This window comes from Clostridium sp. TJA032 (assembly GCF_058310275.1).
The window spans coordinates 41,320-57,560 of the sequence record NZ_JBZEFB010000004.1; the positions used below are offsets into that span (position 1 = coordinate 41,320).

The window sequence follows — 16,241 nt, forward strand, 5'->3', positions numbered from 1 at the left end:
TATTCTATTTTCACTAAAATAAGTAAATTATCATAAAATACTTTTAAAAATAATTTTTTTGTGTGCTTTTCCAAAAAAGTGTATATAATTATTAGTGTATATAAGTAAAGGAGTTGGTATCTTGTCTTTCGATTTATTAAAAGATATTGATAAAAAAGTTCATTTTATAGGAATTGGCGGAGTTAGTATGAGTGGCTTAGCTGCTGTACTTCTTAATGCTGGTTATAAAGTTTCAGGGTCTGATTCAAAAGAATCAGAAATTACTAATAGATTAAAGGAAGAAGGAGCAAAAATATACATAGGTCATAAAAAAGAAAACCTAGAAAATGTAGATATAGTTGTATATACTGCTGCTATTTCAGATGATAACCCAGAAATAATTAAAGCTAAGGAAGATAACCTTATCTTAATGGATAGAGCTGAATTTTTAGGCCAAATAATGAAAGGGCATAAATTTAATGTTGCAGTAGCTGGAACTCACGGAAAAACTACTACAACATCAATGATTTCTCATGTTGCTCTTAGCGCAAACTTAGACCCTACTATATTAGTTGGTGGCGATTTAGATATAATAAATGGAAACTTTAGAGTTGGTAATAGTGAATACTTTATAACTGAAGCTTGTGAATATAAACAAAGTTTCTTAAGATTTTTCCCATATGTTGGTATAATATTAAATATAGATGCAGACCATCTAGATTTCTACAAAGATATAAATCACATAAAGGATACATTCAAAGAGTTTGTTGCACTTATTCCTGAGGATGGATATATAATAGGAAATGCTGATGACGAAAAAGTCTTAGAAGTTATTAAAGATGCTAAATGCAATGTATTAACTTATGGAATTAATAATGGAGATATACAAGCTAGAAATATTGAGTTTAACGAAAAGGGTTGTGCTACATTTGATGTATTTAAAGGAGAGGAAAAACTTTTATCACTTTCCTTAAATGTTCCTGGTATGCATAATGTATCAAATTCATTATCTGCTGTATGTGTAGGTGAAATATTTAATATAGACTCAAAATCAATAATTTCAGGACTTTCCTCTTTCGGTGGGGCTCATAAAAGATTTGAATATAAAGGTACTAAAAATGGAGTAACTGTTATTGATGATTATGCTCATCATCCTGTAGAAATAAAAGCTACTTTAAGTACTGCTAAAAAAATGAAAAATAATAAAATAATTTGTGTATTCCAACCACATACTTACACAAGAACTAAGACTTTATTTGATGATTTTGTTAAATGTTTTGATGATTGTGATGAGCTTGTTTTAATGGACATATATGCTGCTAGGGAGAAGGACTTAGGAGAAGTAAGTTCTGACCAATTAGGAGAGGCTATAAGAAAACATGGAGTTAAGTGTAAAAATGTACATTCTCATGAGGAAGCACTAGATTATGTAAATGCTAACTTATCAGAAGGAGACCTACTTTTAACAGTTGGAGCTGGCGATGTAGTAAAAGTTGGTGAACTTTTTTTAAAGTAAATTAAAAAAAAGACTATTTTATTAAAAAAATAGTCTTTTTTTATTTGCATTCTTGTAAAAATAATGTTATCATTTACACATAGTAATCCTTTTTTTGTACAATTTTATGTAAGCGATAACACAGAAAATCAAATTAAATTTTTATTGGAAAATATTTGTTTAATTATTTTCTCAGTTAATCTATAATATGTACAAGGGGGTGAATGAAATGTCTGTAACCATAAATAACATTGCAAAAGAAGCAGGTGTTTCCTTAGCAACAGTTTCTAGAGTTATAAATAACTCAGGATATGTTAAAGATGAAACCCGCGAAAAAGTTATGCAAGTTATAAATAAATATAATTATACGCCTAGTGCAATAGCTAGAAGTCTTTCTAAAAGTATTACAAATACTATAGGCGTTATTGTTCCTGATATTACAAACCCCTTTTTTGGGTCAATAATAAAAGGAATAAGTGATGTTGCAGAAAAACATAATCTTAATTTAATTCTTTGTGATTCTAATGAAAGTATAGATAAAGAAATTAAAGCTATAAAAACTTTAAAAGAACAAAGAATAAGAGGCATGATAATTTGTCCAACCTCTGTTGAAAATGATTTAAATAGCGAATATTTAAAAACAATAACAAACTTAGGTATTCCTGTTATATTAGTTGATGGAAGTCTTAAGTATCATAATTTCAATGGAGTTTTTGTAGACAATATTAAAGGTTCTTATGATGCAGTTGAGGCCTTAATTAAAGCTAACCACAAAGAAATAGCTATAATAACTGGTCGCATGACATCTAAACCTTCTCAAGACAGACTATTAGGATATGAAAAAGCTTTGCTCATGAATAACATTCCTATAAATAAAGATTTAATTTTTTACGGAAACTATGATGAGGAAAGTGGTTATGAATGTACAAAAAAAATACTAGCAATGAAAAATAGACCAACGGCTATTTTTGTATGTAATAACCTTATGACTTTAGGGTGTTTAAAAGCTTTAAGAGAAGCAGACCTTAAATTATCAAAAGATATTTCATTAATTTCCTTTGATAATATACCTATTTTAGATACCTTAGGTGTAAACCTTAGTCATATAAATGGTCCTACTAGAGAACTTGGAGAAATTGGCATGAACTTGCTAATAGAATCTTTAAAAGACGATTCAAAAAAAGAACTAAACAGTATAATAATAACTCCTGAACTTGTTTTAAAAGGTTCAGAGAAGTTACTAAAATAAATTAAGTTTAATTTAGAATTCTATACATTTTAAAGTAAGCGTTACCACAAACTAGAAATATTCCACAATTAAAATTATTACTAAATTAAAATTTTATTAAAGAGGTGTAAAGTTATGGATTTATCAATGAAAATTAAAACAGCTGCAGAGTACATAAAAGGAAAAAGTAAGTATAATCCAACATTAGGATTAATTTTAGGTTCTGGCTTAGGTGCTATAGCAGACCAAATAGAAGATGCTGAATACTTCCCATACAATGAAATTCCAAATTTCCCTGTATCTACAGTTGAAGGTCATGCTGGAAGATTAGTTATAGGAAAATTCCAAGGTAAAGAAGTTGTTGCAATGCAAGGAAGATTCCACTTCTATGAAGGATATTCAATGCAAGAAGTTACTTGTCCTGTAAGAGTTATGAGATTATTAGGAGTAGAAACTTTAGTAGTTACTAATGCAGCTGGTGCTGTTAATAAAGATTACACTCCTGGAGATTTAATGATAATATCAGATCATTTAAATTTATCTGGCTCAAATCCTTTAATAGGTAAAAACTTAAGCGAATTTGGTACTAGATTCCCTGATATGTCAAATGCTTATGATAAGGATTTAAGAGAACAAGTTAAAGATATAGCTAAAAACCTTGGTATAGAAGTAAAAGAAGGTGTTTACGCTATGTTTAGTGGTCCTACTTATGAAACTCCTGCTGAAGTTAGAATGGCTAGAATTTTAGGAGCAGACGCTGTGGGTATGTCAACAGTTCCTGAAGTTATAGTAGCTAACCATAGTGGAATGAAAGTTATTGGTGTATCTTGTATGACTAACATGGCTGCTGGTATTTTAGAACAACCACTTAACCATGAAGAAGTTATGGAAACTTCAGCTAAGGTTAGAAAAACATTCATAGAACTAATGACTAACATAATAAAAGAAATTTAATTTTTATTAAATTTATATACTTTAAATAAAATAATATAAAAAACATAAGAAAAGGAGAATAAATGTGGATAGGTTTATTGGTGTAATTGGTCTTATTTGTATTATTGGTATAGCTGTTCTTTTTTCTGAAAATCGTAAGAAAATCAACTGGAGATTAGTTGGTACTGGACTTTTATTACAAATAGTATTTGCCTTACTAATTCTAAAAGTTCCAGCTGGTAGAGCAGTTTTTGAATGGATTAGTAGTGGAATAACTAAATTATTAGACTTTACTAAAGAAGGTAGTTCATTTTTATTTGGACCATTACTTGATACAGACAAATTCGGAATGATATTTGCTCTACAAGTATTACCAACTATTATCTTCTTCTCATCATTAATGAGTGTACTTTACCACTTAGGTATAGTTCAAATAGTAGTTAAAGTTATTGCTAAAGGAGTTTGTAAGGTCTTAGGAACAAGCGGTGCTGAAACTTTCAGCGCAGTTGGTAATATATTCTTAGGTCAAACTGAAGCTCCTCTACTAGTTAAACCATACATAAAAAACATGACTAAGTCAGAAATATGTGCAATTATGGTAGGTGGTATGGCTACTGTTGCCGGTGGTGTTATGGCTGGTTATGTTGCTATGGGTGTAAATGCTGGTAACTTATTAGCTGCTTCAATTATGGCAGCTCCAGCAGGACTTATATTAGCTAAGATATTAGTTCCTGAAACTGAAGTTCCTGAAACTAAAGGTGGCGGAACTTTAGAGCTTAAAGTTGAAAGTGAAAATGTTATTGAAGCTGCAGCAAATGGTGCTGCTGAAGGCTTAGGATTAGCTTTAAATGTTGGTGCTATGCTTCTTGCATTCGTTGCTCTTATAGCTATGATTAATGCTTTATTCGGAGCAATAGGCGGAATTTTTGGTGCACCTTGGTTAAGCTTAAACTGGATTCTTGGTAGATTATTCTCTCCATTAGCTTTCATTATGGGAGTTCCTACTAAAGACGTTTTCGCAGCTGGTGACTTACTTGGAATTAAGTTAGCAGTTAACGAATTCTTAGCTTACTCACAATTATCAAACTATATAGCAAATGGAACTTTAGAGCCAAAGACTATAATGATATTAACTTATGCTCTTTGTGGTTTTGCTAACTTAAGTTCAGTTGCTATTCAATTAGGTGGTATTGGTGGCTTAGCTCCAGAGAAGAAACCAATCATAGCTAAATTAGGATTTAAAGCACTTTTAGGTGGTGTATTAGCAACTTGTATGACAGCAACTATAGCAGGTATCTTATTTAGCGCTTAATACTTTAATTTAAAAAATTACCTAAAAAATAAAAGAACATTCTTCAAAGGAAGAATGTTCTTTCTATTTTAAATACTATTTTATAATAACAATTTCTTTATTTAAATGATTTAATCTCTCGCAACCCTCTTCAGTTACTAAAACTAAATCTTCTATTCTAACTCCCATATCTCCTTGAAGATATATTCCTGGTTCTACAGAAAAAATCATTCCTGGTTTTACACAATCAGTATTAGTTGAACCAACATCTCCAAAATCATGAGTTTCTATTCCAATTGAATGACCAGTTCTATGAGTAAAGTATTTTCCATATCCTTCGCTTTCTATAACATCTCTAGCTGCCTTATCTATATCACAGAATCTAACGCCTGGTTTAATCATTTTAATAGCTGCTTTATTTGCCTCTAAAACTATATTGAATATTTCTTTTTGATGCTCTGTAGGCTCACCAAAGAAAACACATCTAGTCATATCTGAGCAATAATAATCTTTTCTACATCCAGTATCTATTAAAACTCCCATACCTTTTTTCAACTTTTGGTTTCCTGATTCTGCATGTGGGTCTGCTGCATTAGCTGAAAAAGCAACTATAGGTTCAAAAGAATATCCTTGACATCCATACTCCTCATATCCCTGTCCTAAAACTGCTACCACTTCTTTTTCTGTCATTCCTTCTTTTAAGCTCTTTATTGCTTTTTCAACTACAATATCATTTATTCTTGAAGCTTCTTTCATTAAAGCTATTTCTTCATTATCCTTTATCATTCTAACTCTATCAATAATAGGAGAACCATTTACAAATTTCTTAGCTGAATTTCTATCTAATAATTGAATTAGAAAATGAGCCTTCCAATCCTTATCTATTCCTAAAATTTCTTCATGGTCTATTATTTTATCTAAGATATCTATAGGATTCATAGTATCGTTATACCATAAAATATCTATTCCTAAATCTTCATTTATAGGAAATAATTCATTTACTACAAACTTATTTTCTCCTTTTGTATTTAAATAAAGTGTTACTAACCTTTCTCCTGGCTCTATCCATTTACCTGTTAAGTAAAATATTGCTGCCGGTGATGAAACTAACATTTGAGGTATATTATTCTCTTTCATAGCTTCTATAATTCTTTTTACTCTTCCCTCTTTCACCTTAATCGCTCCTCTCTAATAGTTAAACTCTTTAAATAAATTATACCATATTTAAATATGCCTAATGCCAAGCAATTTATACATAATATTCTTATTTGTAATATTTATTTTTCATTTTGTCCACTAAATTGTTATATAATGTTTATAAGGAAAATTTTTAATAAATAAGGAGGTCTTTAAATTGAGAATAGCAGTAATATCAGATATACATGGAAACTTATATGCCTTAAGAGAAGTTCTAGAAGATATAGATAACCAAAATATTGATTCCATAATATGTTTAGGAGACTTAGTTGGTTATGGGCCTCATCCTAATGAAGTAATAGCACTTATAAGAAGAAGAAATATATTGTGCTTAAAAGGGAATTATGATGCCTCTGTTGTTGATAATGATTATACATACATTAGAGATACAGAAATAAACTCATTTTCTCTTCCATGGACAGTAGAAGAACTTAGAACTTCTAATAGATATTATTTAGATAATCTTCCTGATAACCTATCTATGAATATCTGTGGAAAATCCATTAAATTTGTACATGGAAGTCCAAGAAAAATAAATGAATATTTAACTGAGAACTCTCCTTGCTTAGAGGAAATAATGAATGAACTTTCTGAAGATGTTTTAGTTTGTGCTCATACTCATATTCCTTATGCTAAAAAACTAGGAAATAAAGTTATAATAAATGATGGAAGCGTTGGGAAACCTAAAAATGGTAAACCTAATGCAACTTATGTTATATTAGATTTCTCAAATGAGTTCAAATTAAAAGTTGAAATGAAAAGTATTCCTTATGAATATAAAAGAACTATGAAAGACATGGAACTTAAAAATTTCCCACAAAAATTAATCTATTCTTATGAATCAGGTAAAGAATAAATAAAAAGCTAGACCTATTTAAACAATTAATTAAAACTAAAATATATCTTATTAAAGTTTTAATTTAATTGTTTATATGGTAATCTAGCTTTTATTTTACTAAGGTAATTTTAAATTAATAGCTATTTTTAATTTTCTATATGTTTTCCTCTAATAGATTCTTTAAATTCATGAAGAATCCCTATCTTTTTAGCTCCTTCTAAAATCTTTTTATCTCCTCTATATTTATTCTTAAATTCTTCTGTAAGATCTTTGCCTAAACTTAACCCCATATTCTTTAATATATTTACTAAAGGTAAATTACTTATATCATAAACTATTCCCTCTATGGCTATATAATATAAAGAACCTTTTTCCCCATTATTCTTTGAAAGTTCTTCTAAAGGAATTATATTTAACTCCTCTTTATTAAAATTATCTTCCTTATCCTTAATAACTTCTTCTTCATAAGGTTCTGCTAAAAGAGCAACCTTATTAATATTTTTAAGTATGTCATAATTTCCATCTTTAAGTAAATTGTTATATTCTTCTGTTACATCACTTCCAGCCTTTAAAGAATTATATGGACTTTCTTTAAATTCTTTTAAATTTGAAATATCATAAATTACTCCTTCTATAGCTATATAAATTTTTTCTTTATCCCTACCATTAAAGCTTGCTAATTCCTCCCTAGTAATAATAGGGAAAGTCTCTTTATTAACTTCATCTTTTTCTAAAATAAATTCCTTAAAAACCTTCTCCAAGTTCTCCCTATATATATTTTTTTGATTTTCCTCTTTACAAAATGTCATTAAATATTTTATTTTGTTTATTTCCTCAAACTTTTCATCAAAAAAATTACACATAAAAACTCCTATATTACGCACTATATCTATATATTTCTATGCGCTTAATATTGCAAATGTTAATATTTTATTGTAAAATCATTATTAATTGAACTAAATAGATTTTATTTACTATGAAGAGAAGAGTAGTTTTAGGATTTAACTTTAAGCGAGCAGATTATGGTGTAAGTTCTGTAGTGTGTCCTATTTTGAAGAACATCTCTGAGTTTCTAACCGAAATCCTTTAGGAGAGTAGACTTAGACGGTTTCAGGCCGTTACACTTGAGGAACATTTTAGTGTTCATAAAGCCGGCTATTTTATAGCAATTTGGGTGGTACCGCGAATAATGCCATTCGTCCCATTAAATATGTGGATGAATGGCTTTTTTATTTGGAATAAAACTTAATTAGGAAAGAGAGGAAAATAATAATGAAAGACGTAGTTTTAGTAAAAAGTCTTTACAGAAATACTAGTGAATACAGTGATAAAAAAGTAAAAATCTCAGGTTGGATAAGAACTTTAAGAGCTTCAAATGCTTTTGGTTTTATAGAAGTTAATGATGGTTCTTTCTTTAAAAACGTTCAAGTAGTTTTTGATAGTGCTAAAATAGCAAACTATAAAGAAATTTCAAAACTACCTATAAGTTCATCAATATCAGTTGTAGGTACTTTAGTTGAAACTCCAGATTCAAAGCAACCCTTTGAAATTCAAGCAGAAGAAATAAATGTAGAAGGTATGTCAGATTCTGATTATCCTCTACAAAAGAAAAGACACACTTTTGAATACTTAAGAACAATTGCTCACCTAAGACCTAGAAGTAACGCTTTCTCAGCTACATTTAGAGTAAGAAGTGTTGCAGCTTATGCTATTCATAAATTCTTCCAAGACCAAGGATTTGTTTATACTCATACACCAATATTAACAGGTTCAGACTGTGAAGGTGCTGGAGAAATGTTTAGAGTAACAACTTTAGATATGATGGCTCCTCCTATAACTGAAGATGGTGGAATTGATTTTTCACAAGATTTCTTTGGAAAAGAAACAAATCTTACAGTTTCAGGTCAATTAAATGCTGAATGTTTTGCATTAGCATTTAGAAACATATACACATTTGGCCCTACATTTAGAGCTGAAAATTCAAATACAGTAAAACATGCTGCTGAATTCTGGATGATAGAACCTGAAATGGCTTTTGCTGATTTAATAGATGACATGGAAGTTGCTGAAAACATGTTAAAATACGTTATAAAATATGTTATGGATGAATGTCCTGAAGAAATAGCTTTCTTTAATCAATTCGTTGACAAAGGATTATTAGAAAGATTAAACCATGTTGTAAATTCAGAATTTGGAAAGGTAACTTATACTGAGGCAGTTAAATTACTTCAAGAATCAGGTAAAGAATTTGAATATCCAGTTGAATGGGGTATAGACCTTCAAACTGAACATGAAAGATATTTAACAGAACAAATCTTTAAAAAGCCTGTATTTGTAACTGATTATCCAAAAGACATTAAGGCTTTCTATATGAGATTAAATGAAGACGGAAAAACAGTTGCTGCTATGGATTGTCTAGTTCCTGGAATAGGAGAAATAATAGGTGGTAGCCAAAGAGAAGAAAGACTTGATGTATTAAAAGCTAGAATGGCTGAATTAAATCTAAATGAAGAAGATTACTGGTGGTATTTAGAACTTAGAAAATACGGTGGAACAATTCACTCAGGATTCGGTTTAGGTTTTGAAAGATTAATAATGTATATAACTGGAATGGCTAATATAAGAGATGTAATACCATTCCCAAGAACTACTGGTACTGCAGAATTTTAATAAAAAAAGAAGTGGATTAATTCCACTTCTTTTTTATTAAACAAAGTTAAATTTAAAGAACTTTAAATTTATATAGTTTTAAAATGATTATTTACATCTTCTATTAACTAATTCATATAATGTTCTAACACCAGCACCTGTACCACCAACTACACAATAATCTGTATTTTTCTCAGTAAAGGCAGGACCAGCTATATCTAAATGTAACCATGGTTTATTTTGAACAAATTCTCCAACAAATAAACCAGCAGTTATTGCTCCTGCGTATCTTCCACCAAGATTTTTTAAATCTGCTATGTCAGACTTTATAAGCTCTTTATAATCTTCAAAGTTTGGCATTTGCCATACCTTTTCTCCTGTATCCTTAGCAGCTTCTTTTAATTCATTATAAAATTCATCTTTATTAGTTATAACAGCTGTTACATCTTCTCCTAAAGAAACTACAGCAGCACCTGTTAAAGTAGCCACATCTATTACTTCAGTAGCATTCTCTTTTTCTATTGCATAAGTTACTGCATCTATTAAAGTAAGTCTTCCCTCTGCATCTGTATTTAAAACTTCTATAGTTTTTCCAGCCATAGAACCTATAATGTCACCTGGCTTATATGCATGACCTGAAATTAAGTTCTCACAAGCAGCAACTATAGCTATAACATTTGCCTTTAATTTTTTCTTAGCTATAGCACTTATTGCACCAATGACTGCTGCTGCACCACCCATATCAGATTTCATTGTAACCATACCATCTGTTGGTTTTAAAGAATATCCACCTGAATCATAAGTTAAGCCCTTTCCAACTAAAGCTAATCTCTTATCCATATTTTCTGTATCACCAAAATATCTCATAACTATAAGTCTAGGTAAATTATCTGAACCTTTTCCTACAGATAAGAAAGCTTCCATTTTAAGTTCTTCTATTTCCTTCATTTTAAAAACTTCAACTTCAAAGCCATATTTTTCTCCTAGAGTTTTAACTTCCTTAGCTAAAGTTTTTGGATAAATTTTATTAGATGGTTCATTTACTAAATCTCTTGCTAAAGAAGTGGTTTCTGAAAGTAAGATTGCCTCATCAATAACTTTTTCACAAAACTCTACTTCATCTTTCTTTATGTTATGTCCTCCTATATGAATTGTAACTTCATAATCTTCTTTTTTATCACTCTTATATTTATCAAAGGAATATGCACCTAAATTTAATCCTTCAACCATAGCCTTTAATGTATTTTCTAATCCTATGCTTTCTGGAAATTCAACTCTTATAAAAACACTTTTGCTTTTTAATCTTTTTATTTCCTTTGAAGCTTTTCCAAAAGCTCTTCTAATTTTTTCTTTGCTTATTTCCTCTTCTTTTCCAAGACCTAATAAAATAACATCTTGTAATTCACCATCAGCAGTTGTAGTTATATTAAATATCTCTCCATAAGCACCTTTAAATTGTCCTTTTTTATTTAAAAGCTCTACTCTTTTACTTACTTCTTCATTAGTTATATTAGTTTTTCCTTCAAAATAAGGTATTACTAATGCTTCTACATCTATACACTTACACTTTAATTTTTTAACTAAATATTTATACATTATTATCCACCTCTCTTAAAATTATTAATACTTATAATTTATAATCTACATTTAATATATACCTAATTAAAACTAAAATATGTGACTTAAATTACTAAAATAATAAAAAAAGCTTAACTAAAAAGTTAAGCTTATGCTAATCCTATGATAGATAATATACGTTCTCTAACTTTATTTCTATCACTATTTATTTTGTTTAAAAAAGAAATACGTTCTCTCTTACTATAAAAAGCCTCTTTTGGAATTGAAATATAATCAATTGAGGATATAAAAAAGTATATGTTTCCTTTAAAAGAAAATACCTCCCTTATTATCTTCCAAGGATATATTCTCTCTACCTTTCCTTCATTATATTGAATTCTTATCCCATCACTTAAAACTTCAATTTTACAATTTCCAAACATGTCCCTTTTTTCTAAGAATTCAACTTTCTCTTGTATATTATGTTCCATTATTTTTTTATTTTTAACATTGCATATAATTGAAAAAACTAGCCAAATCATTAAAGTTATAATATAAAAGCTGTTATTTAAATTATCGCTTGCCTTAATAAAAACCATAGACATTAATAATACAAATATTGCACCTATGATTTCAAAGAAAATCCAAAAGAAAAATTCTCTAATTATAAAATCTTTTCTACAACTTACAAATTCATTTTTATTTAAAATAAATTCTAACATATTCGCTTTCTACTCCCCTTAAGCATTTAATATCAACTATTTCCAAAATTTATATAAATAATTTTACCACAGCTTTTTTAGATAAACTATTATGAACATATTACAATTAAATTTATTAAAAGTCCAATTCTATAACTTTTCCTTCCTTTAGACTTTCTTTAACATCTATTATTCTTTGATTTGAAGAACCTCTAAATTTAAGCCCTTCCTCTTTTTTATTTATGTCAAACTTTCCATCAACTAAAACATCAATATTTTCTAAGTACTCTCTCCACTTGTTAATATCATTAGCGTTTTCTAATAAATATTCAAATCTATATCCTGTATAACTCCAAATATTTAATCCTAATTTTCTTGCTGCCTTAGCAATATAAATAAATTTACTAGCTTGTTCTAAAGGGTCTCCTCCACTAAAAGTTACTCCTTCTATAAATGGATTTTTAGATAAATCTTCTATTAAATAATCCATATCCTTTTCTTCCCCACCATTAAAGTCATGAGTATCTGGATTAAAACATCCCTTACAATTATGTTTACATCCTTGTGAGAAAAAAACTCTTCTTATACCTGGTCCATTTACTAAACTTTCATAAGCTATACCTGATAATCTAATAGTATTACTCATAAAAATACCTCCTATTTATGTATATGATTATTTTTTTTAATTTATTTGTTTAAAAATGTTAACTATTGTTAATCCTTAAAATAAGTAATAATTAGGGGGTACAAAATGACTAATAAAAACTTATTTTTAGAAATAGAAAAACATTTATTAGAGGATAAAAATCCATCAAAATTTTTAGAACAAATTAAAAATGAAGAATCTTTTAAAAATTCTTCCTTTAATATTTTCAACCAAATTAATGAGGAAAATCAAATCGAAAAACTTAACCCTTGGTCCCATACATTAAATGTAGTGGATATTGCTACAAAATTCAAAGCTTTATCTAGTAACCCTAAAGCTTTTATGTTAGCTGCATTTTTTCACAATATTGGTAAATCAAAAACATTAAACTCAATACACCCTAAAATAGGTGGAGAAATTACAAGAAGAATACTTAGAGAATACATAAATGATAGTTATTTAACTAATGAAATAATATCTTTAGTAAAGCACCAAAATGCACCTTTATTTATAGTTAATAGAATTTCCTATAGCATAATAGATTTAATTGATACTACTAACATTTTTGATGTAGCTTTATTATCTTTTTGCATAAGCTTAGGAAGCGAAGATTTTAAAAAAGAAAATTATGATAAATTCCTTTTAAATAGTAATAAATTTCTTAGTATAATGTCAAAAAAGACAAACTTAACCTCTGATAAAATAGTTATTTAAAATAAAAAATCTATATTAATAGAACATATTCTATTAATATAGATTTTTGTATTTACACAGTTATCAAGGAATTTTTCTCTTCATTTTCTATATCACCAATAACATTTTTTATCCATTTTCCTGATTTTAATCTTGCTAATTCAAATATAATTTTTAAAAATTCTTCTGTACAAATTAAGAAGTAAACTCCATAAACAGGTAATGAGAAAACAGTAGCGCCTAAAAATGCTATAGGAACAGCATATAACCAAATGGTACCACATTGAACTAACATAGAATATGTAGTATCTCCACCACCTCTAAATACTCCAACTATCATAACCATATTAAAGGCTCTTATAGTAAAGAATATTGCTATTACTCTTAAAACTTTAACAGTATCTAAATAAGTTTCACTACTAACATTAAAAGGAGTTAAAACTAAAGGTGCTGTTATATATATAATAACTCCTAATATAAATCCTATTAATACGGAAATAACTGCAATATCCTTTGCATATAATTTTGCAGTTTTCTCCTCGTTAGAACCTATTTTGTTTCCTATCATAATAGAAGATGCAGTTGCTAAGCCTATCAAGAAAACCATAAACATATTATTTAAAGTTGTAGCAATTTGCATACTTGCCACAGCATTTGTCCCTATTCTTGCATAAGCTATAGAATATGCAGTCATTCCTAAAGACCATATTATTTCATTAGCAATTACTGACCATGAAGTCTTAAAATATATTTTTACAAAATTAAAATCAAAGGATGTAAGCTCTTTTAAATTAGATGCAACTTTATTATTTTTTAAGTATACAAATGAAATTATAAATATCATTTCTATAAGTCTTGCAATAGTTGTTGCAAAAGCAGCTCCTCCTACGCCCTTAGCTTCAAAACCTAAATTTCCAAAAATAAATACCCAATTTAAAAATGCATTTATTAAAACTCCTACTATACTTGCATACATTGGAACCTTTGGCTGTTCTGTACTTCTTAAAGCTGATGAATATGCTTGAGTAAAATTTGTAAATATACAACTTATAGCAACAACTTTTAAATAATTAGAGCCCAATTCTATAACATTTATATCATTAGATAAAATTTTCATTATCTCATAAGAAAAAATTCCTGCACCTAAAGCAAAAATACTTGATACTATAAATCCTATTGATATATCTAACCCTAAAACTTTTTTGATATTTTTCACATCTTTTTTACCCCAAAATTGAGACATAAAAACACTAGCACCTGCATTTATTCCCATTATACATAAAGTAAAAATAAATACATATTGATTAGCAAGTCCTACTGAAGCTATAGATTCTTCTCCCAACTTTCCAACCATTAAATTATCTACTAAATTTAAAGATGAAGTTATAAAACTTTGAATAGTTATAGGAATAGCTAATTTAGTCATAGTCATTAAAAAATCTTTGTTTTTAAATGCTTTCATATAAATCTAAATCCCCCACTTCTTTATAAATAAAAAAATAAAAGCAAATGGGTAGTATTTAGCCGCCCATCTGCTTTTAAACCGTATTAATTTTCTAATAAATTTACTTATTAGTCAATAGTATTAAGCTCTTATTCATGCTTTTTTAAATTTTTCTACAGAAAAATTATAAAATTATCAAAAATATACTGGAATTTTAGATACATTCTATTGTATAATGTACATCCCACTAATTTTTTAGTGAGAGTACACCAATTACACTCAATAATACATTCAAGGAAATTTATCCACATAAATTTTTCTTGAAAAATATCCACAGTTGTTGAATAAAAAAAATAATCCACAGGCAAATAATTTTTTATTTCCTGTGGATTGTTTTTTTAATTTATATATGTTCTTAACTTTCTTTTTATATCCTCATTACAAAAAGAAGCCTCAATACTATTTAAATAAATTTTTTTATAATCTTCTAAGTTCATTTTAAAAGTTTTATGTAAATTATTATATTCTTCTAAAAGAGTAATGTCTGATACTGTTCTATTATCTGTGCTTAAATTAAGCTTTATATCATCTTTATGATAATTATAAAAAGGATGTTGTGAATAACTTTCAACTCCTTTTGTGTCAATATTGCTCTTTGGACACATCTCTAATACTATTCCTTTTTCTTTTACTAATTTATAAGCCTCTGCATCATTAAAAATAAATAAACCATGTCCTATTCTTTCTGCCTTTAAAATCTCAATAGCATCTCTTACATTTTTCCCAAAACCAGTTTCTCCTGCATGTATAGTAACTCTATATCCTAAACTTCTAGCAAAATTTATAGCCTTCTCATAAGGCTTAACAAAATCTTCAATCTCACAACCTGCTAAATCTATAGCAACCACACCTTTATCTAAAAAATCTTTTCCTGCATTAATAACCTCATAAACACTATCAATAGAATGATGTCTTAAACAAGATAAAATTAAATTTCCCTTTATGTCATAAATTTCTTCTGCTTTTTTAATGCCTCTTAAAATACTCTCTATTACTTCTTTTTGACTTAATCCTTGCCTAATGTGAAGTAAAGGTGCAAATCTTATTTCTATATATTTTATATTTTCTTTACTAGCATCCTCCATAAGTTCAAAGGCAACTCTTTCTAAGTTTTTAGATTTTTGCAATATCTTTATGGGAATATCAAATTTTTTAAGATATTCAGCTAAAGAAGAGCATTCTTCATTAACAGATAAATATCCCTTAAAACTCTCATAATCATAACTTTCTAATTCAATTCCTTCTTCTTTCGCTAATGCAATGGCTGTATCTACTCTTATTGAACCATCTAAATGACAATGTAGTTCAATTTTTGGTAAATTAATTAAGTCCATTAATATATCCTCCCTTATTTCAACTTTATTTATAAAAAAAATTCTTGATTACGAAGAAAGCAAAAGCTCTCTTCGTAATCAAGAATTCTCGGTTCTTGGTAGAAACCTCTAAGCCCTATTCTTAGAGTTATACGAAGCAAAATTATTTTTTTATATTTTACCATATAAAAAATTATAGTCAATATAATTATTTTAA

The 16,241-nt window shown here is 28.2% G+C and carries 14 protein-coding genes, 1 riboswitch and 1 other annotated feature; of the genes, 7 read left to right on the forward strand and 7 right to left on the reverse strand.

Going from position 1 to position 16,241, the window contains the following annotated elements; all coding sequences use genetic code 11:
* The first annotated feature begins 121 nt into the window (after positions 1–121).
* The 4 genes from murC (at position 122) to AC4FRL_RS09650 (ending at position 4,947) form a co-directional block, all read left to right on the forward strand.
* Positions 122–1,495 (forward strand): UDP-N-acetylmuramate--L-alanine ligase, encoded by a 1,374-nt coding sequence (gene murC, locus AC4FRL_RS09635; RefSeq protein WP_491139983.1) that lies wholly within the window; start codon positions 122–124, stop codon positions 1,493–1,495.
* A gap of 208 nt (positions 1,496–1,703) precedes the next feature.
* On the forward strand, positions 1,704–2,723 hold the full coding sequence (locus AC4FRL_RS09640; RefSeq protein WP_491139984.1) for a LacI family DNA-binding transcriptional regulator: 1,020 nt from the start codon (positions 1,704–1,706) through the stop codon (positions 2,721–2,723).
* 114 nt (positions 2,724–2,837) lie between these two features.
* A complete protein-coding gene (locus tag AC4FRL_RS09645; protein ID WP_491139985.1) occupies positions 2,838–3,656 on the forward strand; it encodes a purine-nucleoside phosphorylase in 819 nt (272 codons plus the stop codon).
* Between the two features lie 64 nt (positions 3,657–3,720).
* Entirely contained in the window at positions 3,721–4,947 is a 1,227-nt protein-coding gene (locus AC4FRL_RS09650; protein ID WP_491139986.1) for a NupC/NupG family nucleoside CNT transporter, read from the forward strand.
* Between the two features lie 75 nt (positions 4,948–5,022).
* Here the strand turns inward: AC4FRL_RS09650 and AC4FRL_RS09655 are convergent, their stop codons facing one another.
* The gene (locus AC4FRL_RS09655) at positions 5,023–6,099 is read right to left on the reverse strand and encodes a M24 family metallopeptidase (RefSeq protein ID WP_491139987.1); all 1,077 of its coding nucleotides are present in this window, start codon (positions 6,097–6,099) and stop codon (positions 5,023–5,025) included.
* Between the two features lie 181 nt (positions 6,100–6,280).
* Between AC4FRL_RS09655 and AC4FRL_RS09660 the strand changes: the two genes are divergently transcribed.
* Positions 6,281–6,979, forward strand: coding sequence for a metallophosphoesterase family protein (locus AC4FRL_RS09660; RefSeq protein WP_491139988.1), 699 nt, complete (start codon positions 6,281–6,283; stop codon positions 6,977–6,979).
* A gap of 128 nt (positions 6,980–7,107) precedes the next feature.
* Here the strand turns inward: AC4FRL_RS09660 and AC4FRL_RS09665 are convergent, their stop codons facing one another.
* Positions 7,108–7,824 (reverse strand): cytochrome b5 domain-containing protein, encoded by a 717-nt coding sequence (locus AC4FRL_RS09665; RefSeq protein ID WP_491139989.1) that lies wholly within the window; start codon positions 7,822–7,824, stop codon positions 7,108–7,110.
* Positions 7,825–7,928: 104 nt separating this feature from the next.
* Positions 7,929–8,168, forward strand: a binding site (T-box leader).
* A gap of 65 nt (positions 8,169–8,233) precedes the next feature.
* Here AC4FRL_RS09665 and asnS point away from each other — a divergent pair.
* On the forward strand, positions 8,234–9,631 hold the full coding sequence (asnS, locus tag AC4FRL_RS09670) for an asparagine--tRNA ligase (RefSeq protein ID WP_491139990.1): 1,398 nt from the start codon (positions 8,234–8,236) through the stop codon (positions 9,629–9,631).
* Positions 9,632–9,718: 87 nt separating this feature from the next.
* On the opposite strand, the gene AC4FRL_RS09675 is transcribed toward asnS, so the two are convergent.
* From AC4FRL_RS09675 to nrdG, 3 genes are all read right to left on the reverse strand, one after another.
* Positions 9,719–11,206 carry a leucyl aminopeptidase gene (locus tag AC4FRL_RS09675; RefSeq protein ID WP_491139991.1) on the reverse strand — a complete coding sequence of 496 codons (1,488 nt, stop codon included), beginning with the start codon at positions 11,204–11,206 and terminating at the stop codon, positions 9,719–9,721.
* A gap of 131 nt (positions 11,207–11,337) precedes the next feature.
* Entirely contained in the window at positions 11,338–11,889 is a 552-nt protein-coding gene (locus AC4FRL_RS09680) for a YcxB family protein (RefSeq protein WP_491139992.1), read from the reverse strand.
* Between the two features lie 115 nt (positions 11,890–12,004).
* Positions 12,005–12,514, reverse strand: coding sequence for an anaerobic ribonucleoside-triphosphate reductase activating protein (nrdG, locus tag AC4FRL_RS09685; protein WP_491139993.1), 510 nt, complete (start codon positions 12,512–12,514; stop codon positions 12,005–12,007).
* Between the two features lie 105 nt (positions 12,515–12,619).
* Here nrdG and AC4FRL_RS09690 point away from each other — a divergent pair, with 105 nt between their 5' ends.
* Complete coding sequence (locus tag AC4FRL_RS09690; RefSeq protein ID WP_491139994.1) at positions 12,620–13,228, forward strand: HD domain-containing protein; 609 nt, start codon at positions 12,620–12,622, stop codon at positions 13,226–13,228.
* 52 nt (positions 13,229–13,280) lie between these two features.
* Here the strand turns inward: AC4FRL_RS09690 and AC4FRL_RS09695 are convergent, their stop codons facing one another.
* Complete coding sequence (locus tag AC4FRL_RS09695) at positions 13,281–14,669, reverse strand: MATE family efflux transporter (protein WP_491139995.1); 1,389 nt, start codon at positions 14,667–14,669, stop codon at positions 13,281–13,283.
* A gap of 380 nt (positions 14,670–15,049) precedes the next feature.
* Positions 15,050–16,045, reverse strand: a complete 996-nt coding sequence (add, locus tag AC4FRL_RS09700) for an adenosine deaminase (protein WP_491139996.1) — start codon at positions 16,043–16,045, stop codon at positions 15,050–15,052.
* Positions 16,046–16,100: 55 nt separating this feature from the next.
* Positions 16,101–16,200: riboswitch (purine riboswitch) on the reverse strand.
* Between the last annotated feature and the right edge of the window lie 41 nt (positions 16,201–16,241).